This is a genomic window from Candidatus Rokuibacteriota bacterium (assembly GCA_016188005.1).
Taxonomy (GTDB): Bacteria; Methylomirabilota; Methylomirabilia; order Rokubacteriales; family CSP1-6; genus UBA12499.
In genome coordinates this window covers 154,449-177,478 of the sequence record JACPIQ010000086.1, presented here as the reverse complement: position 1 = coordinate 177,478, position 23,030 = coordinate 154,449, and the positions used below count along the sequence as shown (strand labels likewise).

The following is a 23,030-nucleotide window of genomic DNA, read 5'->3' as shown; positions in this document are numbered from 1 at the left end:
TCGCGCCTCGGCCCCGACGAGCCCCAGCGCCAGCGGATGGTCCTCCGGGATCACGCCCTTGCCGCGATGGGCGCAGCCCACCGGGGCCGCCAGGTGCTCGGCGAGCGCCAGGACTTCCGCCGAGGCGCCGGACATCTTGGCCCCGCTGCCGCAGACGATGACCGGACGGCGGGCGCCGGCGAGCAGCTCCGCCGCCCGGAGGATCTGCTGGGCGTCGCCGCGCTGGCGCCCGGGCACCCGGTGCAGGCTCGGGTCGGGCACCTCCAGGTCCGCGCGCTCGGCCTGGATGGTGAGGGACAGGTCGACGTGCACCGGGCCCGGCCGGCCGCTCACCGCCGTCTTGAAGGCCTTGTGCAGTGCCTGCCTCTTCCCTTGCTTCTCCCCTCGGGGCACCATGGGGGCCCATGGCTTTTCCCCGCATCGAGTCCATCGACGACCCCGAGGATCCGAGGGTCGCGCCCTACCGTCATCTGCCCCGGCTCGACAGCCGGGTGCCCGCTGGCCTCTTCGTCGCGGAGGGCTCGCTGGTCGTGCGCCGCCTGCTCGCCGGCGGACGCTTCCGTCTCCGGTCCATTCTCGTGACCGGGGCCACGCTGCCCGCGCTGCGAGACCTCTTCGCCCGGGGCCCGGAGGCGCCGCTCGTCTACGTGGCCGGCGCCGGCGTGCTCCGCGCCATCGTCGGGTACAAGTTCCACCGCGGCTGCATCGCCCTCGGCGAGCGGGGCGTCCTTACCCGCGTCGAGCCGCTCGTGGCGCCGCTGGGTCCGCGGCGACTGGTCGTCCTCGAGCGCGTGTCCGATCCCGACAACGTGGGCGCGATCCTTCGCAACGCCATGGGCCTCGGCGTCCAGGCCGTGCTCCTCAGCCCGGGCTCGGCCGATCCCCTCTCGCGCAAGGCCATCCGGGTCTCGGCGGGGGCAGCCCTCTGCCTGCCGTGGGCGAGGATCGCGGACTGGCCGGCGGAGCTCGAGCGTCTGCGCGCGGCCGGGTACAGCCTGGTCGCGCTCACGCCCGACGAGGACGCCCTGGACCTCGTGGACGTGGCGCGTTCAGGAGCCATGCCGTCCCGCATGGCCCTCCTGCTGGGCGCGGAGGGGCCCGGGCTCTCGCCCGGGGTGCGCGCCGCGGCCGATCTCCGCGTGCGCATCGCGATGGCCCCCGGTCTCGACTCGCTCAACGTGGCGGTGGCCTCGGCCATCACTCTCCACCGCCTGCGCGGCTGACGTGGCCGCGGGCCTGACGCCGGGGCGCTCGCCCGCCCCCTTGACCCGCCTGCCGCCGTCATGCTATCCGTCCATGCGCGGGACCCGGTCGCCCCGCGCGCGGCGGGGGCGCGCGCTCGCCACCCGCCAGCGGCGTCGCCCCGGCGAGGGGAGGGCGGGACAGCCGGACGCCCGTTCGACCCGCCAGGACCCGACCCGCCCACCGGAGGCCCCGCATGTCTGACAGGCTCATCAACGCCGTCGCCGACCTGGACGAGCCCACGGCGCTGGCCACCGCCCGCGAGCGACTGGCTGCGGGGACGGACGCCCTCGCCGTCATCGAAGCGTGCCGCGCGGGCATGGCGCTCGTTGGCGAGCGGTTCGGGCGCGGCGAGTACTTCGTCTCGGACCTCATCATGGCGGCGGCCATCTTCGCCCGGGTCACGCGGCTGGCCGAGCCTCTGCTCTCGGATGGGCAGTGGCCCACGCGGGGCACTGTCGTCATGGGGACCGTCAAGGGAGACCTCCACGATATCGGCAAGAACCTCGTGGTGCTGCTGCTCCGGGCGGCCGGCTACGAGGTGCGCGACCTCGGCGTGAATGTCCCGCCGCAGCGGTTCGTGGATGCGCTGGCGGAGACCGGGGCCACGGTCCTGGGGCTGTCGGCCCTCCTGACCACCTCCTTCGGCGCCATGAAGGAGACGGTGGACGCCGTGGAGGCCACGGGGCTGCGCCCCCGCGTCCGCATCATGCTCGGCGGGGGGCCCGTGGACGCGCGGGTCCAGGCTCTCGCAGGGGCAGATGCCTGGGGAGCCACGGCGCAGGCGGCGGTGAACCTCTGCGATGGCTGGATGGACCATGCCGGCGCCCGCTGACGCGCAGGGCCTGTACCGGGAGCGCGCGGAGCGCATCCGGCGGGCGATGGCCCTCGAGCCGGTGGACCGCCTGCCGGTGATCTACATGGGGACGGCCTTCTCCCCGCGCTATACCGGCATGTCCATCGCCCGGTTCTGCGCGGACCCCGAGGCGCGGGTGGACGCGACGCTCGCCGCCATGGAGCGGCTGGGGGACCTGGACGGGATCAACGCGGCGCCGGCCGGACGGATCACACCAGCGCTGAGCCGCATGTGGCTCTCCCGCGTCGCCGTGCCGGGACGCGACCTGCCGGAGGACAGCCTCTGGCAGGTGGACGAGGCCGAGGTGATGACGATCGAGGACTACGAGGCGATCGTGGCTCAGGGGTGGCCCGCCTTCCTGCGCGGCTATCTCCCCCGCGTCATCGACCCGGCCGAGCTCGAGGCGAACCGCACCTGGGTGAAGGCGCACCTCGCCGGCGTGCTGCGCCGCTTCCGCGCGGCGGGCTTCGTGCCGCTCTCCTGCGGGGCGACGGCGATCCCCTTCGAGTACCTGTGCGGGGCGCGCTCCATGCAGGAGTTCTTCCTCGACCTGCACCGCCGGCCGGAGACGGTGAGAGCGGCCATGGACGTCATGCAGCCGGCCCTGATCGCCGAGGGGATCGCCGCCGCCCGCGTCTCGGGTATCCCGGCGGTGTGGGTGGGCGGCTGGCGCTCGGCCAGCGCGCTGGTGTCGCCCCGCCTCTGGAACGCCTTCGTCTTCCCGTACCTCGAAGGGATGGTCACGACGCTGGCGCGCGAGGGCATCGTCTCTGTCCTGCACTTCGACCAGGACTGGACGCGGGACCTGGCGCGGCTCAGGGACTTGCCGCCGCGTTCGTGTGTGCTCAACCTCGACGGCATGACCGACATCCGCCGGGCCAAGGAGCTCCTCGGTGACCGCATGGCCCTCATGGGGGATGTTCCGCCCGCGCTCCTGTCGGCCGGCACCCCCGATGACGTTCACCACTATGTGCGTGACCTGGCGCGCGACTGCGGCCCCACGGGCCTGCTGCTCTGCGCCGGCTGCGACACACCCCTGGACGCCCTGGCGGCCAACGTCGAGGCCTTCGTCGCCACCGCCCGGGAGCTGGGGCAGGCCGGAGTGCGCTGACCGCCCACCCTGGGCCTCGCTTGCCGGAGGCGTCCGTCGGCCCGCGTCCGCTCCTCGATGCGGCTCGCTCACCCCCACGGCGGAACACGATGGCCGATGCCGGGAGGGATGTCGTAATGCAAGACCTGACCCCGTCTCACGGGAAGTCCGGCGGCCGCTTCTCCCTGATCGCCCTGATCCCCTCGCGGATGTCCGGCCCCATGAAGTTCAGCATCTCCAGCGCCAGGGAATGGTCGAACAGCGGGCCCGCCTGGCGCAGCCAGTTGTTGAGCGCGCGCTTGGTCCCCCGGATGGCGGGCTGGCTGCCCGAGGCCAGGGTATCGGCCACCTGCCAGGCGGTCTCCATCAGCCTCTCGGCGGGCACACAGCGGCTGACGAGCCCGATGCGCTCGGCTTCCTTGCCGTCCAGGAACTCCGAGGTGAGGAGGTAGTGCTTGGCCTTCGCCATGCCGCAGAGGAGCGGCCAGAGGAGCACGGCGTGGTCCCCGGCCCCCACACCCAAGCGCAGGTGGCCGTCGGTGAGGCGCGCCGTCTCGGCGATGATGCTGATGTCGGCGAGCAGCGCCACCGCGAGCCCTGCCCCCACGGCGACGCCGTTGATGGCGGAGACGACGGGCTTGTCGAGATGAATCATGCTGTAGACGATATCGGAGGCTTCCCGCATGGCCCGGGCGATGGCGCCGGGGTCGCCGGCCATGGCCTCGGCCATGCCCAGGTCACCGCCCGCGGAGAAGGCCTTCCCGGCCCCCGTGATCAGGACCACGCGCACCGCCTCCTCCTCGTCCGCCGTCCTCCACACCCGTGAGAGCTCCCAGTGCAGGCGCGCGTTCGTCGCGTTGAGCACCTCGGGGCGGTTGATCGTCGTCAGCAAGACGCCGTTGGGCCGTAGCTCGAACGTGAGATGCCGGTACTCGGAGTAGTTCACGCTCCCCTCCCGCGTTACCGGGTCCCGAGGCCCGGCCCCCATCACAGCAGACTCCGCCGGGATCCCCCGTCGACCTGGATGGTCGCGCCGGTGATGAAGGCGCCCCGGGGCGAGGCGAGGAGGGCGACCAGCCCCGCGATGTCCTCGGGAGTGCCCAGGCGGCCCAGCGGGATTCCCTCGGTCAGCCGCCGGATGAACGCCTCGAACGCGAGCCCCTCGCCCTCGGCCTGCTTCCGGAAGACCTTCTCGAGGCGCGTGGTGTTGATGAACCCCGGGCAGATCGTGTTGATCGTGATCCGGTCCCGCGCGAGCTCCCGCGCGAGGGTCTTCGCCAGCCCGATCACCCCGGCCCACGTCGCCACGGACAGGCCGAAGCCGACCATCGGCTCGATGGCGGAGAGCCCGGTGATGTTGACGATCGCGCCCCCGCCGGCCGCCTCCATGTGGGGCGTCGTCAGCCGCACCATCCGGACGACGCTCATGAGGTTCTGCTCGACGGCGTTCGCCCAGGCCGCGTCGTCGAAGTCCCGCAGCAGCCCGATCGGCGGGGCCCCATCGTTGTTGACGAGGATCTGCACGCCCCCGAAGCGGCGGATCGCCTCCTCGACGATGCGGACACTGTCCTCCCCCTTCCGCACATCGGCCTGGACGGCGTGAACCTGGGCGCCGGTCTCCTGCCGGATCGCGTCGACGGCGGAGACCAGCGCGGGCTCGCGCCGCGCCGTGATGACGACTCCCGCGCCCTCCGCCGCCAGGGTCCGGGCGATCTCGTAGCCGATGCCCTCGCTGGCGCCCCCGACGATGGCCACCTTCCCGGCGAGGTGGAGCTCCACCCTCAGCGCCTCACGCCGGCCAGGAACCGCTCGGCGTTCTCCCGGAAGACCTTCTCGAGCACCTCCTCCGGGTAGCCCTCGCCCTGCCAGTCGGCGACCAGCCGCCGGTAGTTCAGGAGGGGGTAGTCCGCGCCGAACATGACCCGGTCCTGGAGCCGCCGCGCGATCTCGGTCTTGAGCTCGGGGGCGAGGTAGCGGGGGGACCAGCCGTGCAGCTCGTACCACACATTCGTCTTGTGGATGAGGATCGCGATCATCTCCGCTTGCCAGGGCCAGGCGGGGCGCGAGGCGACGATCGTCAGGTCGGGGTAGCTGGCGGCGACGTCATCCAGGTAGCGCGGGTGACTGCTCTCTAGGCGGACACCGCCGCCGCCCGGCAGGCCGGCCCCGAGGCCGGTATAGCCCACCATGATGAGCGCCGGCACCCGGGCCTCGATGCAGAGGCGGTAGAGCGGCGCGTAGCTCGCATCGTTGGCGGGCACGTTGAAGCCGGCCCCAGGGACGCCGAGCCCGAGGAAACCGCTGCCCTCGCGGAGACAGCGCTCGAACTCCTCCACCGCCGGGGGGCCCATCCGCGGGTCGACATGGAGCCAGTTGCCGAGGATCACGTCGGGGTACTGGCGCTGGACCTCGAACGCGTACTCGTGAAGCGCTCGGACCTCCTCGATGGGCGCCGGCTTCCGCACCCCGAGGTCCAGGACGGTCCGGACATTCATCTCGCGGAAATGCGCCGCCATCTCGGCCTCGGTCACATAGCTCGGCTTGGACCGGAACACCTTCTCCTGCTGGGAGAGCTCCTCCGGGGTCTGGAACGGGTAGCCGCGCCTGGTGCCCCAGTGCGAGTGCAGATCGATGATGGCCCGCGCAGCCGGCGCGCCCGTGCTCATGGCCGCGGCACCTCCGCCCCGCGCCGGGCCAGCACCTGGCGGGTCAACGCATGCCGCTGGATCTTGCCCGTGGGGGTGAAGGGGAAGTCGTCGAACACCTCGATCTCCTCCGGGAGCTTGTAGGTCGCGACGCTCCCCGCGAGGAACGCCACGACCTCCTCGAGCGGGAGGCTCGCGCCTGGCCGGGGGATCACGCACAGGCAGTTCCGCTCCCCGAGCCGCGGATCGGGCACCCCGACGATCGCGGCGTGGAGCACCTTCGGATGCGTGTAGAGGATCTCCTCGATCTCGCGCGGGAAGAACTTCTTGCCGCCGCGATTGATCATCTCCTTGAGCCGCCCCACGATCGTCACGTTGCCGGCCGCGTCGAGCTGCCCCAGATCGCCCGTCCGGAACCACCCGTCCGCGGTGAACAGCTCGGCGTTGGCGGCGGGGTTCTTGTGGTAGCCGAGGTGCACCGACGGCCCCTCGGCGGCGATCTCGCCCTCCGCCCCCGGCGGGACGTCGCGGCCGTGCTCGTCGATGAGGCGCAGGCCCATGCCGGGCGCCGGCCGGCCGATGGTGCCCGCCACCGCCTCGGGGTCGTCCGTGAAGCGCGTGAAGGTGTGGAAGCCGGTCTCGAGCATGCCGTAGAGCTCGATGAGATACCCGGGCAGCCGCGCCCGGAACGCCCGGATCGTCTCGACGGGGCAGGAGGCGCCGCCGGTGATGACGACGCGGAGGGAGCGCAGGTCGAAGCGCCCGAGCTCGGGATCGTTCAGCATGGCGATGATCGAGGCCGGGGCGCTCGGGATGAAGGTGACGCGCTCCCGCTCGATCAGCTCGAGGGCCGCCCGGCCCGAGAACCGGTCCAGGAGCACGGCCCGGGCGCCCGCCATGATAGCCTGGAGGAGGGTGAGGTAGCCCCAGTTCAAGCCCAGCGGGAGGTAGACGAGAAAGACCTCGTTCTCGGTCACCTCCATGGCGGCATTGAGGATGCGGCACGTGGGCAGCGTCGTGTTGAAGCTGTGGGTGACGCCCTTCGGGTTCCCGGTCGTCCCCGAGGTGAAGGCCATGCGCATGACCGCGTCCGCCCCCATGGGCCTCGGAACCAGCGGCGGCAGCGGGCGTGTGCCGTAGACCATCTCGTCCAAGGACACCGTGTCCGCCGCGTCCGGGCCGCCGAGCACGCACACGGTCTCGAGGGCGGGGAGGCCCGGGCGCAGCGCGCGGATCATCGGGACGTACTCGAAGTCCTTGAACGTCGCGGGGCACACGAAGGCGCGGCTCTCGGAGAAGCGCAGGATGTAGTCGACCTCCCGGCCGCGGAAGTCGGGGCCGATCTGGTTGGCGACCGCTCCCACGCGCTCGAGCGCGAAGAAGACGTAGGCGAACTCGGCCCAGTTCGGCAGCTGGATCGTCACCGTGTCGCCGGGGCCGACGCCGAGCTGCTGGAAGGCCGCCGCCGTGCGCTCCACCCGGGCGGCGAGCTCCCCGTACGTGACGCGGTGGCGATGGTCGACGATGGCCTCCCGCTCGGGATGGGCCGCCGCGCGCGCGGCCAGGATCTGGGCGAAGGTTTCGGTCCCCCAGTGTCCCGAGCGCGTGTAGCGCGCGACGAGGTCGGGCGTGAGACGGGTCTGGAAGACAGGCATGCGAGCCTCCTACAGCGTGAGGTACCGCGTGCGGACCTCGGCGCCGTCGGCGTGGAACCGCTCCGGGGTCGCGTCGTAGACGACGCGCCCCTTGACCATGACGAAGAGGTGATCGGCCACGAGCTCGGCCAGCTTCAGGTTCTGCTCGACCAGGAGCACCGTGACGCCCTCGGCGGCGAGACGCCGGATGACCGTGGCGAGCTCCCGGACGATCAGCGGCGCCAGGCCCTGGGACGGCTCGTCCAGGAGCAGCACCCGGGGGTCCGTGACCAGCGCGCGCGCGATGGCGAGCATCTGCTGCTCCCCGCCCGACAGCTGCCGGCCCCGGTGGCGCAGCCGCGGCCGGAGCAGGGGGAAGAGCTCCAGGAGCCGCTCCACGGGCCAGCGCGAGGCCGGGCGCCGCTCGGCGACCCGGATGTTCTCGAGCGCCGTGAGCGCCGGGAAGATCTGGCGACCCTCGGGGACATAGGCCACGCCGGCCCGCGCCACCCGGTGCGGCGCCCAGCCGGTGATGTCGGCGGCGTCCAGCGCGACCCGCCCTCGCCGCGGCGTGGTGAGGCCCATGATCGCGCGAAGCGTGGTGGTCTTGCCCACGCCGTTCCGGCCGAGGATGCCGGCAACCCGGCCCGCCTCCACCTGGAGCGTCACCCCCTGGAGCACGTGGCTCGCCCCGTAGTAGGCGTGGAGGTCGTCGACCCCGAGCATGTCAGTCGAGCCCCCCCAGATAGGCCGTCTGGACGGCCGGGGTCCGCTTCACCTCGGCCGGCGTGCCGTCGCCGATGACGCGCCCCTGGTGGAGCACGGTGATCCGGTGGGCGAGCGAGAAGACCACCTCCATGTCGTGCTCGACGAGGAGGACCGTGAGCCGGCCGTCGGTGAGCAGCTCGTGCAGGAGCGCGACCGTGCGGGCGGTCTCCTCCACCGAGAGCCCCTGGGTGGGCTCGTCCAGCAGGAGGACTTCGGGGCGCTGGGCCAGCGCCATGGCCACCTCGAGCAGGCGCTGGTCGCCGTGGGACAGGAGACCCGCCGGGGCGCGGGCGACATGCGCCAGGCGGAGGCGGTCGAGCCAGCCCTCGGCCTCCCGGGTCGTCTCGCCCCTGATCGCCCCGCCGCCGAGCACCCGCCACCGCCCCCGGGCCCGCGCCTGGGCCGCGAGCCTGACGTTCTCGAGGACGGTGAGCCTGGGAAAGAGCGCGGTGAGCTGGAAGGTCCGCGACAGGCCCCGGGCGCAGATGGCATGCGGCGGGAGCCCCGTGAGCGGCTCGCCCTTGAAGACGACGGACCCGGCGGTGGGCCGGAGCGACCCCGCGATCACGTTGAAGAGCGTCGTCTTGCCCGCGCCGTTCGGGCCGATCACCGCGCGGATCTCCCCCTGCTGGATGGTCATCGACACCTCGGCGACCGCCGCCAGCGCCCCGAAGTGGCGACTCACGCCCCGGCACTCAAGGTACGGGGTGTTCGGCACCGGACTCCTCCAGAAGCGCCGCGGGGGTGGCCGCGTGGCGGCGGACGATGCCCCACAGGCCCTCGGGCACGAAGACGACGAAGACGATGAAGATCAGGCCGAGGATGAGCGCCCAGGAGTCAGTCAGGCCGCTCAGATGGTGCTCGAGGAGCAGGAACACCGCCGCGCCGGCGATGGGCCCCAGCAGCGATCCGCTCCCGCCGACGATGACCATCACGAGGACCTGGCCCGAGAGGATCCAGAAGAAGAGATCCGGCGAGGCGAAGCCGGCGAAGGGCGCGTAGAGCGCCCCGGCGAGCCCGCCGAAGAACGCCGCGATCACGAAGACCGCGATCTTGTAGGCCCGCGGGTTGTAGCCCAGCGCGCTCGCCTTCCGCTCGTTCTCGCGGATGGCGAGCAGCGTGGTGCCGACCGGCGAGGCGACGAAGGCGCGGCACAGGACGTAGGCGCCGGCGAGGCAGCCGGCCACGAAGTAGTAGTACCCCGGCCGTGACGTGAACCAGGTGAGGCCGAAGGGCCCCGGCGTCCGCGAGACTCCCGCGAGCCCGTCGGAGCCCCCGGTGACGCTCTGCCACTTGTAGGCCACGGCGTAGAGCAGCTGGGCGAAGGCCAGGGTCAGCATGGCGAAGGAGACGCCGGTCGTGCGGGTGCAGAGCCAGCCCATGGGCAGGGCGAGCACGGCCGTCAGCAGCGCCCCGCCGAGCACCGCCGTGGGCAGCGAGACCTCGGCCCTGAGGAGCAGGAGCGAGGCCGTGTACGCCCCGAGCCCGTAGACGGCGGCGTGCCCGAAGGAGTCGAGGCCGGTGTAGCCCACGAGGAGATCCAGGCTCATGGCGAAGAGGCCGAGGATCAGGACCTCGGTCAGCGAGGTGACCAGGAACCCTGGCAGTACCGCGGGGGCCGCGGCGAGGCCTGCGATGACGACCGCGCCCGCCCAGCCCACGGCTACTGCACCGTGCCGGGCCAAGTCACGAGCCAGACGAGGCCGGAGGAATGCTGTGCGAGCCGCAGCCGGGAGGCGAGGCGAGCGGACCTGGGGAGACGAGCGGAAGCGGCGGGCGCGAGGCGTACGCAGGTGTACGTTGAGTGCCCGCGCCGACCGAGAACATGGCTGGGCGAGCCGAAGCCGGAGGCCAGGCGAGCGGAGATGGGAGTCGCGCGAGCGTGAGCGAGCGATGGCGAAGTGAATTGGGCCGGCACTACTCGTCCTGCCCGAAGAGGCCGCGCGGGCGCAGGACCAGCACGGCGATCATCGCGAGGTACATCGCGGCCAGGGCCAGGTCGGGGAGATAGAAGTTCCCGAAGGTCTGGACGAAGCCGACCAGGAGGCTGCCGATCACCGACCCCACGAAGCTGCCCATGCCCCCGATGATCACGATGACGAAGGCATCCACGACCACCCCCGCCCCCAGGCCGAGGTAGGCGGTGACCAGCGGGACGGCCAGGACGCCGCCGAGCGCGGCCAGCCCGCAGCCGAGCGCGAAGACCCCCGAGCGGACCCAGCGGACGTCCACCCCGAGGGCATGCACCATCTCGGCGTTCTGGGCGGTGGCGCGGATGACCAGCCCGAGCCGCGTCCGCTCGAGGAACTGCCACAGCGCGACGGCCACCGCCACCCCGAAGCAGGCGAGGAAGATCCGGTAGACGGGAAACGCCTCGCCGAGGAGGGTCACCGACCCGGCCAGGCCGGACGGCAGCGCGAACCGTCGGGCCGTGGGCCCCCAGCCGAGGCGGATCCCCTCCGCGACCACCAGAGCGACGCCGAACGTCACCAGGAGGAAGGCGCCGTGCTCGCGCCGGTAGAGGGGCCGGAGGACGAGCGCCTCGACGCCGAGCCCCAGCGCCGCCACGAGGATCGGCGCCAGCGCGAGCGCCAGCCAGTACCGGCCCGTCCAGAGGGCGACCGAGACGCCCACGTACGCCCCCAGCATGTAGAGCGCCCCGTGGGCGAAGTTGATGATGCGCATGATGCCGAAGATCAGCGTGAGCCCGATGGAGATGAAGAACAGGAGCGCGGACAGGGCCAGCGCGTTGAGACCCTGTGTCACGAGGAAGGCGGTCAGGCTCATCGGATCGTCGCGAGAGAGCCGCGGCGGGAAGGGCTGCCCCTCCCCGCCGCGGCGCCGGGCGCCTAGCTGTAGGACGACTTCCGGCAGGGGGGCGTGACGATGTCGGCCGGGTAGGTCTTCACCACCTCGGGGACGGGATGGGCGAAGCCCTGGCGCTTCACCGCCTTGACGACGAAGCCCTGCTGGCTCCCCTGATGGTCGCACTCGCGCATCACGACCTTGCCCTTGACGCTCGTCACCTCGAGCCCTGCCATGGCCTTGACAAGGGCGGCCGTGTCGGTGCTCCGGGCCTTCTCGATGGCCTTGAACAGGATCTGGAGGGCTTGGTACTGCTCCCCGTCGAAGGTGTCGGGAGCTTCCTTGAACTCGGCCTGGAAGCGCTTCACGAAGGCCTGATTCTCCGGGGTCTCGTACATGAAGGTGTACCGGCTCGACCCGATGAGCCCCAGCGTGGCCTCGCCGGCCGGCTTGAGGTTCAGCATGTCGACCAGCTCCGTCACCATCTGGATCTTCTCGCCGAGCTTGAACTGGGCCGCCTGCTGGTAGAAGGCCGTGCCGTCGTCCCCCGTGATGGCGACGTAGAGCCCGTCGGGGTTCGCCTGGCGGATCCGAGTGATGTAGGTCGAGTAATCCTTGGTCCCGGTGGGCGCGAACACCTTGCCCACGAACTCCTTGCCGGCCCGCTGGATCTCCTTCTCGAAGACGGCCACGCTCGAATGCCCCCACGCGTAGTCGAGGCCGATCGCGTAGAAGGTCTTCTGGGGAGCGTCCTTCAGATAGACTGCGATGGTCCGGGCGCCCATGGGGCCCGAGGTGTTGGCGCGGAAGAAGTTCGGGACGTACTTCTCGGCGGTGAGCTCCCCGGCCCCGTTGATGCTCGAGAGGAAGAACGCGTTCCACTCCGCCAGCTTCGCGCTCACCGCGAGCGCCTCGGACGAGGCCATGATCCCCGTGAACAGGTTCACCTTGTGCCGTTCCACCATCTCCTGCGCCTTGCGGACGCAGTTGGCCGGGTTGCCCTGGGTGTCCTCGAAGAGAAACTCGACCTTGCGGCCGAGGATCCCGCCCCGCTGCTCCACCTCTTTCGCGACGAGCTTGCAGGTCCGCACGACCTGCACCCCCAGCGCTGCCCAGGTGCCCGTGATGGCGGTCGGCACGCCGATGACGATCGGCTCCGAGCCCTGGGCCCAGGCCCGCGCGCGCATCGTCGGCACGGCCAGGGTCGCCACCCCGGCTGCACCGGCCCTGAGGAATGTCCGTCGAGGGATCGACCCTTCCCGTTTCATTGGCTGCCCTCCTGTCGACGACGAGGTCGTGGGGATGTGCTCCGGGGGTGGCGACGAGCCGACGGCCTACGAGGACGCGGCGCATGGGCGGCCTCCCCGACGACGCCGAGCCCCCGGAGCATGAAATCCGTCAGCCCGGGGACCAGGACGGCGGGGGGAACGCGCCGGGTCAGGTCCCAGCGGCGCAGGGCCACCATGGTGGGGAGGAACGTCACGATGTTCGCCGCGAGCCGCCGGTGCTCGACCGCGAATCCGCGGCGCCCCCGAACGGCGGCGAGCATCTCCTCGAAGGTCTGGATGAACTCCTCGACCCGGGCCAGCAGCGCGCGCACGGCCTTGGGGTCGAGGGAGTGGCTCTCGTGGTAGAGGAGCAGGATCTGCTCCTGGCGCGCGAGCATGACCTCGACGATCGCCCGGAGCGCCGCGCGGAGCCGCGCCGCGGGATCGACGATGCCGTCGATGGCCCGGCGCACCGCGGCCTGGTAGGCGGTGACCACCTCGTCACAGACGAGGTAGAGGATGTCGGCCTTGGAGCGGACGTAGTTGTAGATCGTGCCCTGCGTGAAGCCGGCCTCGCGCCCGATGTCGCGGACCGTGGCCAGGTGGTAGCCCTTGCGCACGAACACGTCCGTGGCGGCGCTGACGAGACGCTCGCGGCGCTCCCGCACGCGCTCCCCGTCCTTGATGGAGGCGACGACCAGTTCGGTCATACTGAGCGCTCAGTCAACACCACCGGCCTGGCGAAGTCAAGCCCCGACGCGGCGGGGGCCTAGCGCTTCCGGTTCGCAGACTACATAGATGATCCGCGCCGGTGTCCGCAGAACGTCATCGTGGTGCGCAAGGAGTGGACGTGAGGCGGTCAGGCACGCTAGGGCACCGCTTCGAGCCGGATCGCGTCGGCCGACGTGATCCCCGAGGGTGCTTCCAGCACCTCGACGTAGCCGGCGGTGCCCGCGTTGAACATGAACTGGCCCAGGAGGTTCCACTGTCCGCCGTTCACCTGCTGGTTCACGTTGACCGTCGTCAGGCCGCCGGCGTGACTGATGCGGAACGGCACCGCGGTGCCGCGGTTCGAGTGCGCGGCGTGCTGCTCGAAGACACGGTAGGTGCCGGTGGCCGGTACGGTCGGCCGCCAGCGATAGCTCTCGCCGGCGCCACCGCACGCGTACAGGGTATCGGCGCCGAAGCCGGCCAGGGCGGATGTGCACCAGGTCCCGGTGAACGTGCGCGCCGCATCCTGTTGCCCCACGGGAAGATTGTCGACGACGATCGGGGTGGCGCCCGCGCCGGGAACGAAGCGGACCGCATCCGCGGACGTGACCCCTCCGGTCGCTTCCAGCACCTCGACGTACCCCGTCGATCCGGCGTTGAAGCTGAACGTCCCCAGGAGATTCCACATCCCGCCATTGATCCGCTGGTTCACCGCCCGCATGGTCGTGCCCCCGGCATGCACGATCCGGTAGGGGACATTGGTGGAGCGGTTGGCATGGGCCCCCCATCGCGCAAAGACCTGATAGGTGCCAGCGCTGGGGATGGTCGGGCGCCAGCGATAGCTCTCGCTGCTTCCTCCGCAGGCGTAGAGCGTGTCGGGCCCGAGGCCGGCCACGGTAGACGTGCACCAGGTCCCGGTGAACGTGCGCATGCCATCCGACTGCCCCGCGGCCAGGTTGTCGAGGATGATCTCGCCGCTGGCCGCGGGCACGGCGATGCGAAAGACGGCACCGTCGGTGAAGCTGGCTCCGCTGGTGCCGATGTGCACCACGTAGATCTCGCCCTGCTCGTCCTCTCCGAAGCTCGAGATGCTGAGAGCCGTGTCGAGCAGGAGCTGGGTCGTCCACGCCCCTCCGCCGGCCTCCGTGCCGGCCCAGATCTTGCCGGCGCAGAAATCGCCGTAGAAGTACCTGGCGAAGAGCGTGGGGAAGGCGGTGCCGCGATAGCGGTAGCCGCCGGTCACCGAACAGCCCTCCGCATGCGTGTACTCGATGACGGGCAGGGTGAGGGTGCCGTCGTTGCAGCCGGTGGTGGGGTTGAAGCAGGCCGTGCCCTCCATGCGCCGCCAGCCGTAGTTGCGCCCACCCCCGGTGCCCGCCGCCTCGAAGTCGATCTCTTCGCGCGCGTCCTGGCCGACGTCACCGATCAAGAGGTCGCCGGTCATCCGGTCGAACGAATAGCGCCACGGGTTGCGGAAGCCATAGCTCCAGATCTCCGGGCGGGCCCCCGGGACCCCGACGAAGGGGTTGTCAGGGGGGATCGCGTACGGTGTGCCGCCGTCGACGTCGATGCGCAGCATCTTGCCCAGCAGCGACCCGAGATCCTGCGCGAAGTTGTTCGGGTCGCCCGCGCTCCCGCCGTCCCCGAGCCCGACGTAGAGGAAGCCATCGGCCCCGAAGGCGAGATGCCCGCCATTATGGTTGGCGAAGGGCTGTCCCACGGTGAGGATGAGTGTCGCCGACCCGGGGTTCGCGACATCGGGATCGGCCGAGACCCGATACCTGGCGACGACGGTGTTGCCACTCGTGTTGGTGTAGTTGACGAAGAAGAATCCATTGCTCGGATACTGCGGATGGAAGGCGAGACCCAGCAGGCCCCGCTCGCCCGTACAGCATGACACGAGCGTCGAGATGTCGAGGAACGTGCTGATGGAGCCACTCGCCGACCGAACGAGGATCCGCCCCCCCCGCAGCACGATGAAGAGGCGATTTGAACCGTCCCCGGCGTTGGCCAGTCCCAGAGGCTGGGTGAGGCCGGAGGCGATGGGCTGAAGCTCGATCATCTGGGCCCCGGCGGGACTGGCTGGCAGCAGCAGGAGGAAGGCCGGGAACCACAAAGAGGCAGCGAACCGTTGGCGAGGCCACGTTGAGAGTGCGCGCATGGGCGGTCCTCCCTGGACGCGTGGGCCGGAGGCAACGCGACTACAATGCGCTGAGCTTACTCCCTCTGGCTCGCCCTTGCCACGGCAGGCTCGGCCTCGCAGGTTGGTACCGTCATGGCGTATCCCGTCCCACCAGTGATCGAAGGCGGGACGCTGCTACTGGCCGCCGCGCTGGACATAGCTCGACACGAACTCCTCCGCATTGCTCTCGAGGACTCCGTCGATCTCGTCCAGGAGCTCGTCCAGCTCCTGCTTGATCTTCTCGCCCTTCCCGGCCAGCGACGGACTCGGCGAGGTGTCGCTCTTCTCACACGTGTCGCTCGGCCTGCTGACTCGTGTCTTTGGGCTCATGATGCGCTCACCTCCTCACCGCGCTCACCGCGCGCTGCCGCGGCAATCTGCCGATCGCGTCAGCCTCTGCCTGCTCGAGGAGCAATCGACATGCCAGGCGGGGAGCCGAGACGGTCCGGCCATGCCAGCGTTCCGCCAGCTCGAACGTGGCTTGGCGCCCTGCCGACGTTCCCGCCGAGATTCATGTGGGAACCTATAGAGCTGTGGCCGCCTGCAGCCACAGGCCCCGCGTCGACCCGTGCCACGAGTCCTTCTCATCATCGTGCGGCTCGTAATCTTTACCTGGCCGCCCGTACTTTCTTCCCACCGGCCCCAGCAGTCCGGCCTCTGTTCGACCGAGAGGGGGCAGATGCGGCCAGAGAGCGTCGAGGAGGTGACGCTTGGTGCGTGCGATTGCGTCTGGCACGGGGGATGCTCCATAGAAGGACTCGTCGGGACATCCGCCCTGCGAAGCGGGTCTCCCGCACGAGCAGAGGCCGTGCGCGGACAGGCGGGGCGAGCACGGCCCGAACACGGAGGTGAATGTGATGCACGTAAACGTGACGCACGCAAAGGTATTCCTCGTTGCTGCCCTCGTTGGAGTCGTGGCGTTCGCGCTTCCGGCGGGGTTGACATCGGCCAGTCACGTCCGGATCGAGACGGGTTCGGTGTACGCGCCGCCCGTGGCGCCCCCGGGAGCGCTGACACCACCCCCGACCCTGCAGGCCGAGGAGATCAAGGCCCACCAGGTGCGCGCCCATACCATCTACGCCAACAAGATCGAGGCGGACGAGGTCCGGGGCGCGATCCATCACACCCGAGGCGTGAAGATCGGCGATGCCCACGGTGAGATCAGGGCGCCCGAGGTCACGGCCTCGGTCATCTACGCCGACGTGATCACCGCGAACTCCGTCGTCGCGGAGGTCGTCTACGTCCGTGACCTCCGACGGAAGTAAGGGCGAGCGAGGCCGGGCGAGGGCGACCCGCCAGCGGGTGGACGCCGTGGGTGAGCGCACGGTCGCCGGCCGGCAGCCGGCGCGGCGAGCGCCACCCCGTCCGGTCCGGCGAGGGCGAGCGCCGCGACGAATGACGATGATTCAGATCATCGTGACCCCGGGTTCCGGCAGCGGCCTCGCCCTGTCGTCGGCAAGGCGTGTGCAGCAGGCGCTCCGGGTCCGAGGATACGTTGCGCGCGTCCAGATCTTCCGCGATCTGGGCAGCCTCGCCCGGTGGGCCGGGACGTGCAAGCGCACCTTCTCGCATCTCGTCGCGGTCGGCGGCGACTCGACGTTCAGCGCCGCCGCCGCTGCTGCCGTGCGGCTGTCGCTTCCCTTCGTTCCGGTCCCTTCAGGGTTCGGGAACCTGTTCGCGAGCGCGTTCGAGCACCCGCGGGATCCGGAGGCCGTGGTCGACCTGCTCCAGCGGGGGGAGCTGCTGGGGCTTGATGTGGGCGTTGCCAGGAGCGGGCTCTCCCTCTGTCACGAGAGTTACGGCCCGCTCACGAGGATCCAGCACGCCGTCGAACGCGGCCGTCGATACCCCCGGCAGCGATACCTGCGCCAGCTCGCCTATTACCGCACAGCGGCCCGGTGGTTTGCCGACGGTGTTCTCGACACCATCCACGTCGAGGTCGACGGCCGCGTCGTGGCGGACGAGGCCGCCCTCGTCACGGTTGCGAACGTGGAGACCTACCGGGGCTTCCTGAGCCTGACCCCTGCAGCCTCGCCCGTCGACGGCCTCCTGGACGTGTGCGTGATCCCGCGCATGACCACGGCGCGCCTCTTCGCTCGGCTGCTCAGGTTGATGTTCCGGCTCCCCGGCCGCTGGGAAGAGGTGGGGCTCCACCGCGGCCGTCTCGTGCGGGTGAGCGTCAACGGCCGGAGCCCGGAGGAGATCCGCATCCTGGAGGGGGTGCTCCCGACGCTCGTGCCCCCGGGGAGCCTCGAGCGTCTGGAGGCGCGCCGGGAAGCGGCGGAGGCCGAGCTCAGCGTGCTCATGGCGGCGGACGCCGGGCTGCCGGGGGCGTCCCTGGAGGCGCTCACTGCGGCAGCGCCGTCCGGCCCTCCCGAGGGCGGGCCGCGCCGGTCCGCGCCAGGACGATCACGAGCGCGCCGACGCCGATCCAGACCGCCTGTCGGGTTCGCCGCAGGAGACTGAAGGCGATTCCGGTGCCCGCCCCGAGGCCCAGCGCCCCGAAGGCGGCCGCGTTGGCGCCCTCGTACGCGCCGAGGCTGGCGGGCACCAGGAAGGTGGCGAACCGCACGCCGGAGCCGAGGGCCTCGATGACGGTCGTGGTGGCGAAGGACACCGGCACCTGGAGCACGTGGAGGATGACCGCGGCTTCCAGCACGCCGATCAGCCAGCCGGCGAAGTGGCACCCGACCGACAGGACGAGCGGGAGCCACTGGCGCCGGTAGAAGGTCCGCAGCGTGGCGTCGACCCGCTCGGCGGAGGAGGGGTCCGCGATCAGGCCGGACCAGCGGAGCAGCCGCCCGCTCCTGGCGAGGAGCCCGCACACCTGGGACAGGACGAAGCCCCCGACGGCCACGACCTCCACGGCGAGCAGCCAGATCATGGCGCCCAGGACCTGAGAGTCGATCCCCACCACCGTCCAGGCGACGGCAATCCCGAGCAGCAGGAGAAGCGCCTGGGCGATCGTCACCGTCGTCTTGGCGATGATCACCGCCGGCACGCTCGCCTCGTAGGGGACGTGGGGCCGGAGCAGCCAGACCTTGACCGCCTCCCCGCCGACCGAGGCGAGGGCCGACACGACGTTGACGGCTTCGCCCGCGACCCGGGCCGCGAGTAGCCAGAAGAAGGGCGGGCGAGCCTCGGTGAACGTGAAGCGCCAGCCGAGCGTGTCGACCGCTGTGCTGAGGGCGTAGGGGAGGCAGACGAGGAGGAGCTGCCACCAGGCCACGCGGGCCAGCGCGGCGCCGATGGCCGCGATGCCGACCTGGGTGACGAGGACCGCCAGGATGGAAGTCCCGGCGAGCAGGAGCGCTCCCCGGACGACTCTCACGGCCCTTCCAGGGTAGCAAGGCGTGTGCCAGGTGACAGCTATGGGATAATACGGGTCGTGGAGCCGCGGCAGCCAGAGGCCTCATCGACGGGAGTCGCCCTGCTGGGAGCCGCGACGGCGTCCCTCCTGGGTTTCGTGGTCCTGGCCGCCATCGCCCTCAGGCAGCAGATGTTCGCGCTCGACCACACGACCCGGGCCCTCGTCCATCCTCTCCGGCACTCGTGGCTGGATGGTCCGATGGCGGCGGTCTCGCTGCTCGGGAACGGGGTCGGGCTGATCCCACTCATCCTCCTGGGCTCGCTGCTCCTCTGGCGCGTCCAGCCGCGTTGGGCGCTCGGCCTTCCCGTGGTCATGCTCGGGACCGGCGCGCTCCAGCTCTTCGCGAAGTGGGCCGTGCATCGGCCTCGCCCCAATCTCGAGCCGTGGGGGTTCCCCAGTGGGCACGTGCTGAGCCTGGTCGTCCTCCTCGGCCTGCTCTCGTATCTCCTGTGCGCGTCCGGGGCCCGGTGGCGCTGGCGATGGCTCGGCGGGGGCCTCTCCGGGGCCACGCTGTTCGCGGTGGCCTGGAGCCGGCTCCACCTCGAGGCCCACTGGGTCTCGGACCTGGCGGGCGGCTTCGCCCTCGGGCTCGGTTACCTCCTGCTCGTGATCTGGGTCGTGGAATCGCTGGCGCGCCGGCGCACGGCCGCTGTGGCAACCGTCGCCGCCGTCTCCGCTGCACTCACGGAGGTCGCCACGTCGAGGGGGACGGGGGACGGAGCGATGGGCAGAGCCTGACGTAGGTCTGGAGGTTCAGCGGACCCACGTCTGCAGTCGCCCGTCGATCAGGCCGATGTCCCGGCCCCTGAGAGGCCGGGACGTTTCCGTCCCGGCGGGCGGGCGCGCCCGTCTCGATCACGCGATGCCGGGGAGACCCACCGACTTCTACCGCGGGCCGGCCGCCTGGATGGCCGCCCAGAGCTTCTGCGGGGTGAGGGGCAGGTCCACGTGGGTGACGCCCAGCGGCGCCAGGGCGTCCATCACGGCGTTGGCGATGGCGGGGGTAGAACCGATGGTGGCGGCCTCGCCGATGCCCTTGACGCCGAGATCGGTGAGCGGGGAGTCGGTGCGCGTGTGGTCGTTCTCGAAGGAGGGGAGGTCGTTGCTCTTGGGGAGCGCATAGTCCATCAGCGTCGCGGTCAGGAGCTGGCCCGAGTCGTCGTGGACGGCCTCCTCCCAGAGCGCCTGGCCTATGCCCTGGGCGAGGCCTCCATGCACCTGGCCCTGGACGAGGAGCGGGTTGATGAGGAAGCCGGCGTCGTCCACCGAGAGGTAGCGCAGGATCGTGACCTTGCCCGTCTCCCGGTCCACCTCGACCACGGCCACGTGGGAGCCGAAGGGAAAGATCGTGCCGTTGCCCTTGATGTCGGAGCAGGAGGTGAGCGTGCCCCTGGCGGCCGCGGCCACCTGCTGCCACGTCACCGCGCGGTGAGGGGCGCCGCGCACCGAGAAGTGGCCGTCGCCGTGGACCAGATCGGGGACGGCGGCCTCGAGGAGGTCGGCGGCGACACGCTTGGCCTGCTCGCGCACCTTCACCGCATTGGCCCGGGCATGAAGCCCGCCGCGCGCCGCCGAGCGGCTGCCGAAGGTGCCGACGCCGTTCCTGACCTTCTCGGTGTCGCCGTGGATCACGGTCACCAGGTCATAGGGGATCTGGAGCTCGTCGGCCACGAGCTGGGCGAAGGCGGTCTCGTGCCCCTGGCCATGGGAGGCCGAGCCCGTGAGCACGGTGACGCGCCCGTCGTCGGCCACGACCACGTCGGACACCTCCTCGTCCTCGAAGCCGCAGATCTCCACGTAGGAGGCGGTGCCGATGCCGACGAGCCGGCCCTGGCGGCGCGCGGCCTCCTGCTCGTGGCGGAGCCGCTCGTAGCCCGCCGTCCGGAGGGCGTGCTCCAGCGTGCGGGCGTAGTCGCCGCTGTCGTAGACATTGCCGAGCACGGTGGTGTAGGGGAAGCGACTGGCGGGGATGAAGTTACGCCGGCGCACCTCGGCCGGGTCGAGGCCGAGGTGCCCGGCGAGCATCTGGATGGCGCGCTCGATGAAGTAGGCCGCCTCGGGGCGCCCCGCGCCGCGATACGGCACCGTGCCCATGGTGTTGGTGAAGGGGCAGACGACCTCGATCCGCGCCGTCTGGATATCGTAGCAGCCGGTGATCATCTGCCCACAGAGCAGCGGGAGCAGCACGCCCACGTGGTAGAGACAGGAGCCCACGTTGCCCGTGATCCTCGCGTCCAGCGCCAGGATGCGGCCGCTGGCATCGGCGGCCAGGCGCAGCTGGATGCGCATGTCGCGGCCGTGGCCCGTCGCCAGGACGTCCTCGCGGCGCGCCGCGCTCCACCGCACCGGGCGCTGGAGGCGTCGTGCCAGCAGGGGCACGAGGGTGTCCTCCTGGTAGACGGGGACCTTGGCGCCGAAGCCGCCGCCCACGCGCCCCGTCATGAGGTGGATCCGGGCGGGCTCGAGGTGGAGCCGCTCGGCGAGCTGATCGCGCATGCGATGGGGGGTCTGGGTGTCGCCCCAGACGGTGAGCTTCTTCGCCCCTTCATCCCACACGGCGCTGCAGGCCCGGGGCTCCATGGCGAAGGGGATGACGCGCTGGCTCGCCATCCTCGCGTCGATGACCACCGCGGCGCGCGCGAAGGCGCCGTCCACGTCGCCCTGCTCCCGCTTGAAGCGCATGGCGATGTTGGAGCCGGTCTCGGGGTAGAGCAGGGGGGCGCCGGGCTCGAGCGCCTGCTCGGAGTCCCACACGGCGGGGAGCGGCTCGTAGTCGACCACCACGGCCTCCGCCGCGTCGGCCGCGGCCTCGGCGCTCTCTGCGGCCACCACGGCCACGGGCTCGCCGACATAGCGGACGCGCCCCTCGGCCAGCACCGTGTGGCCCTGCCGGCTCAGGAAGTCGAAGGTCTCGGGCGGCAGCGGCGTGTGGATGACGCCGATCTCGGGGTTGACGTCCGCTCCCGTGAGCACCGCCGCCACGCCGGGCAGCGCGCGGGCGGCCCGCGTGTCGATGCTCCGGATCAGCGCATGCGCGTGGGGGCTCCGGACGAAGGCCACGGAGAGTGCGCCATCCAGCCGCACATCATTGACATAGGGGTCGCGGCCGGTAATGAGCCTCGGGTCCTCGAGCCGCTTGAGCGGGCGGCCGACGTGCTGGACGGGCATGGCGTTCCTCTCCTCCGGGGCGGAAGTGGCGGCAGGCCGGAGCCGGGGCAGCCGGGGCCTGCGGAGTGCCGACCGCAGGGCATGGTATCACGGCAGCCGACGGCCGCCGCGCCCCGCCGCTCCGCCGGCCGGCGCGCCGCTACTCCACCGGCCCCGCGCGGGTGAGGGTCGCGTGGAGTGTGCGCCCCCCGTCGGCCGAGGTCCAGACGAGCTCGGCGCCGGCGCCGTCGGCAGCGGGCCTGACGGCGATGCTGGCCGCGGGGGCCGAGCCCAGCCGGGCGCGGAGCTCTCCCCCCTCGACCCGCCCCGCATAGGCCCTGCCGCTCACGCGCGGTGTGGCGGCGCGGTACAGGACGCGCGCGCTCGCGCCGCGGGGCTCGAGGAGGCCGACGACGATCACCGACTCGCCCATGAGGCCGTACCAGAGGCCGGCCAGGGCGGTGACATCGGGGGGGAGCTGGCTGCCATCGCGCAGGAGCCGCGCCCCTGCGGGCCACGGCCGCAGCAGCAGCTCGCGCGCCGCCGCCCACTCCTGCCCGTCGGGGCAGGAGAAGCGGCCCGGGGGCAAGGACTCGGCGGACAGGAACTCGGCCAGGCAGAGGCCGTAGCGCAGCGCGAAGCGGCCGCCCGTCGCGCCGCCATGCCCGGCGATGCCGGGCGCCGTCTCGTCGATCACGAGGTACGGGCCCGCTCGTCTGTCGAGGGCCCTGAGCGCGCCGCGGCCGCGGATCAGGTGACCGAAGAGCGCGTCGCCCTGCGGGAAGACCACGGCCACCCGCTCCGCCCGGCTCGCCTGGAGGAGCCGGTCGGTGATGCTCGGGTCGATCCGGTCCGCGCCAGCGCCCGTCGTGGTGATGCCGGGGGCCATGGCGACGGCCGCGAACAGCTCGCGCTGCGCCGCGGCGCTCTCGAGGGTGATGTAGCGAGGGCGACGCGGCGGTAGCCGCGCGCGCGCTGTGCGCGGATCTCCCCGGCCGTGCGCTCCACCGCGCGGTCAAGCGACCGCGCGCGCCCAGCCTCGTCCCCCGCCTCGCCCAGGTTGTGGCGGTTGATCCTGATCGCGTCCCAGCCGCGGCCGTGCAGGAGACGCAGCGCCAGCGCCGCGGGGGCCCGGTACGCCTCGGTGGTCCCCGAGATGCCGTGGTTCCAGATGACGATGCCCCGCGCCTTCTCGGGGCCATGGGCCTCGAGGTCGCAGAAGGCCCACTCGACCCAGGAGAAGCGGTTGCCCGGTTCCTGGCCGCAGCGGAGATCGGGCGTCTCGGCCCGGGCGGGGTTCGTCCAGGCGAGA

The 23,030-nt window shown here is 71.6% G+C and carries 22 protein-coding genes; 6 read left to right on the top strand and 16 right to left on the bottom strand.

From position 1 onward, the window contains the following. On the bottom strand, window positions 1–396 hold a 396-nt coding region (locus HYV93_17680; GenBank protein ID MBI2527801.1), incomplete at its 3' end, for a thiamine pyrophosphate-binding protein. An 8-nt stretch (window positions 397–404) separates the two neighbouring features. Here HYV93_17680 and HYV93_17675 point away from each other — a divergent pair. The 3 genes from HYV93_17675 (at window position 405) to HYV93_17665 (ending at window position 3,209) form a co-directional block, all read left to right on the top strand. Further along, the gene (locus tag HYV93_17675; GenBank protein MBI2527800.1) at window positions 405–1,223 is read left to right on the top strand and encodes an RNA methyltransferase; all 819 of its coding nucleotides are present in this window, start codon (window positions 405–407) and stop codon (window positions 1,221–1,223) included. Window positions 1,224–1,438: 215 nt separating this feature from the next. Beyond that, window positions 1,439–2,077 (top strand): cobalamin B12-binding domain-containing protein, encoded by a 639-nt coding sequence (locus tag HYV93_17670; GenBank protein MBI2527799.1) that lies wholly within the window; start codon window positions 1,439–1,441, stop codon window positions 2,075–2,077. Then, a complete protein-coding gene (locus HYV93_17665) occupies window positions 2,061–3,209 on the top strand; it encodes a uroporphyrinogen-III decarboxylase (GenBank protein ID MBI2527798.1) in 1,149 nt (382 codons plus the stop codon). Before HYV93_17670 ends, HYV93_17665 begins: the two co-directional genes overlap by 17 nt. A 136-nt stretch (window positions 3,210–3,345) precedes the next feature. Here the strand turns inward: HYV93_17665 and HYV93_17660 are convergent, their stop codons facing one another. The 12 genes from HYV93_17660 to HYV93_17605 form a co-directional block, all read right to left on the bottom strand. Continuing rightward, the gene (locus HYV93_17660; protein ID MBI2527797.1) at window positions 3,346–4,134 is read right to left on the bottom strand and encodes an enoyl-CoA hydratase/isomerase family protein; all 789 of its coding nucleotides are present in this window, start codon (window positions 4,132–4,134) and stop codon (window positions 3,346–3,348) included. 41 nt (window positions 4,135–4,175) lie between these two features. Beyond that, window positions 4,176–4,967 (bottom strand): SDR family oxidoreductase, encoded by a 792-nt coding sequence (locus tag HYV93_17655; protein MBI2527796.1) that lies wholly within the window; start codon window positions 4,965–4,967, stop codon window positions 4,176–4,178. Between the two features lie 2 nt (window positions 4,968–4,969). Next, entirely contained in the window at window positions 4,970–5,854 is an 885-nt protein-coding gene (locus tag HYV93_17650; protein ID MBI2527795.1) for an amidohydrolase, read from the bottom strand. Next, window positions 5,851–7,488, bottom strand: coding sequence for an AMP-binding protein (locus tag HYV93_17645; protein MBI2527794.1), 1,638 nt, complete (start codon window positions 7,486–7,488; stop codon window positions 5,851–5,853). Before HYV93_17645 ends, HYV93_17650 begins: the two co-directional genes overlap by 4 nt. Before the next feature lie 9 nt (window positions 7,489–7,497). Further along, on the bottom strand, window positions 7,498–8,193 hold the full coding sequence (locus tag HYV93_17640; GenBank protein ID MBI2527793.1) for an ABC transporter ATP-binding protein: 696 nt from the start codon (window positions 8,191–8,193) through the stop codon (window positions 7,498–7,500). Between the two features lies 1 nt (window position 8,194). Beyond that, window positions 8,195–8,875: an ABC transporter ATP-binding protein gene (locus HYV93_17635; GenBank protein ID MBI2527792.1), complete on the bottom strand. Its 681-nt coding sequence runs from the start codon at window positions 8,873–8,875 to the stop codon at window positions 8,195–8,197. A gap of 55 nt (window positions 8,876–8,930) precedes the next feature. Continuing rightward, entirely contained in the window at window positions 8,931–9,896 is a 966-nt protein-coding gene (locus HYV93_17630) for a branched-chain amino acid ABC transporter permease (protein ID MBI2527791.1), read from the bottom strand. Window positions 9,897–10,152: 256 nt separating this feature from the next. Further along, the gene (locus HYV93_17625; protein MBI2527790.1) at window positions 10,153–11,022 is read right to left on the bottom strand and encodes a branched-chain amino acid ABC transporter permease; all 870 of its coding nucleotides are present in this window, start codon (window positions 11,020–11,022) and stop codon (window positions 10,153–10,155) included. Between the two features lie 62 nt (window positions 11,023–11,084). Beyond that, window positions 11,085–12,308, bottom strand: a complete 1,224-nt coding sequence (locus tag HYV93_17620) for an ABC transporter substrate-binding protein (protein MBI2527789.1) — start codon at window positions 12,306–12,308, stop codon at window positions 11,085–11,087. Continuing rightward, window positions 12,305–13,018, bottom strand: a complete 714-nt coding sequence (locus HYV93_17615; protein MBI2527788.1) for a TetR/AcrR family transcriptional regulator — start codon at window positions 13,016–13,018, stop codon at window positions 12,305–12,307. The genes HYV93_17620 and HYV93_17615 overlap by 4 nt, the downstream gene beginning before the upstream one ends. A gap of 158 nt (window positions 13,019–13,176) precedes the next feature. Further along, a complete protein-coding gene (locus HYV93_17610; GenBank protein ID MBI2527787.1) occupies window positions 13,177–15,180 on the bottom strand; it encodes a PQQ-dependent sugar dehydrogenase in 2,004 nt (667 codons plus the stop codon). A gap of 156 nt (window positions 15,181–15,336) precedes the next feature. After that, a complete protein-coding gene (locus tag HYV93_17605; GenBank protein MBI2527786.1) occupies window positions 15,337–15,531 on the bottom strand; it encodes a ubiquitin-like protein Pup in 195 nt (64 codons plus the stop codon). Between the two features lie 527 nt (window positions 15,532–16,058). Here HYV93_17605 and HYV93_17600 point away from each other — a divergent pair. Together HYV93_17600 and HYV93_17595 are read left to right on the top strand one after the other, a co-directional pair. Beyond that, window positions 16,059–16,466, top strand: coding sequence for a hypothetical protein (locus HYV93_17600; protein ID MBI2527785.1), 408 nt, complete (start codon window positions 16,059–16,061; stop codon window positions 16,464–16,466). Between the two features lie 130 nt (window positions 16,467–16,596). Further along, entirely contained in the window at window positions 16,597–17,667 is a 1,071-nt protein-coding gene (locus tag HYV93_17595; protein MBI2527784.1) for a hypothetical protein, read from the top strand. Here the strand turns inward: HYV93_17595 and HYV93_17590 are convergent. Continuing rightward, window positions 17,549–18,532: a flippase-like domain-containing protein gene (locus HYV93_17590; protein MBI2527783.1), complete on the bottom strand. Its 984-nt coding sequence runs from the start codon at window positions 18,530–18,532 to the stop codon at window positions 17,549–17,551. The two genes, HYV93_17595 and HYV93_17590, sit on opposite strands and share 119 nt — an antisense overlap. 57 nt (window positions 18,533–18,589) lie before the next feature. Here HYV93_17590 and HYV93_17585 point away from each other — a divergent pair, with 57 nt between their 5' ends. Next, window positions 18,590–19,309: a phosphatase PAP2 family protein gene (locus HYV93_17585; GenBank protein MBI2527782.1), complete on the top strand. Its 720-nt coding sequence runs from the start codon at window positions 18,590–18,592 to the stop codon at window positions 19,307–19,309. Window positions 19,310–19,456: 147 nt separating this feature from the next. On the opposite strand, the gene HYV93_17580 is transcribed toward HYV93_17585, so the two are convergent. Both HYV93_17580 and HYV93_17575 read right to left on the bottom strand, forming a co-directional pair. Beyond that, the gene (locus HYV93_17580) at window positions 19,457–21,739 is read right to left on the bottom strand and encodes a xanthine dehydrogenase family protein molybdopterin-binding subunit (protein ID MBI2527781.1); all 2,283 of its coding nucleotides are present in this window, start codon (window positions 21,737–21,739) and stop codon (window positions 19,457–19,459) included. A gap of 139 nt (window positions 21,740–21,878) precedes the next feature. Beyond that, a complete protein-coding gene (locus tag HYV93_17575; protein MBI2527780.1) occupies window positions 21,879–22,607 on the bottom strand; it encodes a hypothetical protein in 729 nt (242 codons plus the stop codon). Window positions 22,608–23,030: the final 423 nt, after the last annotated feature.

Excerpts from the sequence above, each read along its gene's own strand:
- HYV93_17675 (MBI2527800.1), top strand. The coding sequence starts at position 405 with ATGGCTTTTCCCCGCATCGAGTCCATCGACGACCCCGAGGATCCGAGG.
- HYV93_17670 (MBI2527799.1), top strand. The coding sequence starts at position 1,439 with ATGTCTGACAGGCTCATCAACGCCGTCGCCGACCTGGACGAGCCCACG.
- HYV93_17665 (MBI2527798.1), top strand. The coding sequence starts at position 2,061 with ATGCCGGCGCCCGCTGACGCGCAGGGCCTGTACCGGGAGCGCGCGGAG.
- HYV93_17650 (MBI2527795.1), bottom strand. The coding sequence starts at position 5,854 with ATGAGCACGGGCGCGCCGGCTGCGCGGGCCATCATCGATCTGCACTCG.
- HYV93_17645 (MBI2527794.1), bottom strand. The coding sequence starts at position 7,488 with ATGCCTGTCTTCCAGACCCGTCTCACGCCCGACCTCGTCGCGCGCTAC.
- HYV93_17640 (MBI2527793.1), bottom strand. The coding sequence starts at position 8,193 with ATGCTCGGGGTCGACGACCTCCACGCCTACTACGGGGCGAGCCACGTG.
- HYV93_17635 (MBI2527792.1), bottom strand. The coding sequence starts at position 8,875 with ATGACCATCCAGCAGGGGGAGATCCGCGCGGTGATCGGCCCGAACGGC.
- HYV93_17625 (MBI2527790.1), bottom strand. The coding sequence starts at position 11,022 with ATGAGCCTGACCGCCTTCCTCGTGACACAGGGTCTCAACGCGCTGGCC.
- HYV93_17620 (MBI2527789.1), bottom strand. The coding sequence starts at position 12,308 with ATGAAACGGGAAGGGTCGATCCCTCGACGGACATTCCTCAGGGCCGGT.
- HYV93_17615 (MBI2527788.1), bottom strand. The coding sequence starts at position 13,018 with ATGACCGAACTGGTCGTCGCCTCCATCAAGGACGGGGAGCGCGTGCGG.
- HYV93_17610 (MBI2527787.1), bottom strand. The coding sequence starts at position 15,180 with ATGCGCGCACTCTCAACGTGGCCTCGCCAACGGTTCGCTGCCTCTTTG.
- HYV93_17605 (MBI2527786.1), bottom strand. The coding sequence starts at position 15,531 with ATGAGCCCAAAGACACGAGTCAGCAGGCCGAGCGACACGTGTGAGAAG.
- HYV93_17600 (MBI2527785.1), top strand. The coding sequence starts at position 16,059 with ATGCACGTAAACGTGACGCACGCAAAGGTATTCCTCGTTGCTGCCCTC.
- HYV93_17595 (MBI2527784.1), top strand. The coding sequence starts at position 16,597 with ATGACGATGATTCAGATCATCGTGACCCCGGGTTCCGGCAGCGGCCTC.
- HYV93_17580 (MBI2527781.1), bottom strand. The coding sequence starts at position 21,739 with ATGCCCGTCCAGCACGTCGGCCGCCCGCTCAAGCGGCTCGAGGACCCG.
- HYV93_17575 (MBI2527780.1), bottom strand. The coding sequence starts at position 22,607 with ATGGCCCCCGGCATCACCACGACGGGCGCTGGCGCGGACCGGATCGAC.